The sequence below is a fragment of the Burkholderia sp. BCC1988 genome (genome assembly GCF_905339895.1).
GTDB lineage: Bacteria > Pseudomonadota > Gammaproteobacteria > Burkholderiales > Burkholderiaceae > Burkholderia.
Genome location: NZ_CAJPHA010000084.1, coordinates 1 through 490, shown reverse-complemented (window position 1 = coordinate 490; position 490 = coordinate 1). Strand labels below are relative to the sequence as shown.

Sequence of the window (490 nt, the reverse complement as noted above, 5' to 3'; positions counted from 1 at the left end):
CGCATTCGGCTTCTGCGTGAACAGGTTGTACGCGATCCGGATCGTCATCTCGCCGGCATCGTGCAGCTTGCGGATCACTTCGTAATCGTCGGGATAGTTCTGCGAACCGCCGCCCGCATCGATCACGCCCGTCACGCCGAGACGGTTCAGTTCGCGCATGAAGTGGCGCGTCGAGTTGTACTGGTATTCGAACGGCAGCTTCGGTCCCTTCGCGAGCGTCGCGTAGAGAATCGTCGCGTTCGGGTTCGCGAGCAGCAGCCCGGTCGGGTTGCCCGCGGCATCGCGCAGGATCGTGCCGCCCGGCGGCTCGGGCGTGTCCTTCGTGTAGCCGACCACGCGCAGCGCGGCCGCGTTCAGCAGTGCGCGGTCGTACAGGTGCAGGATGAACACCGGCGTATCGGGCGCGGCCGCGTTCAGTTCGTCGATCGTCGGCAGGCGCTTCTCCACGAACTGGTGCTCGGTGAAGCCGCCGACCACGCGCACCCACTGT

General features: G+C 65.9%; 1 protein-coding gene. It reads right to left on the bottom strand.

The window, feature by feature from the left end:
- On the bottom strand, positions 1 to 490 hold a 490-nt coding region (locus U4012_RS35660), incomplete at both ends, for an amidohydrolase family protein (protein ID WP_321804589.1).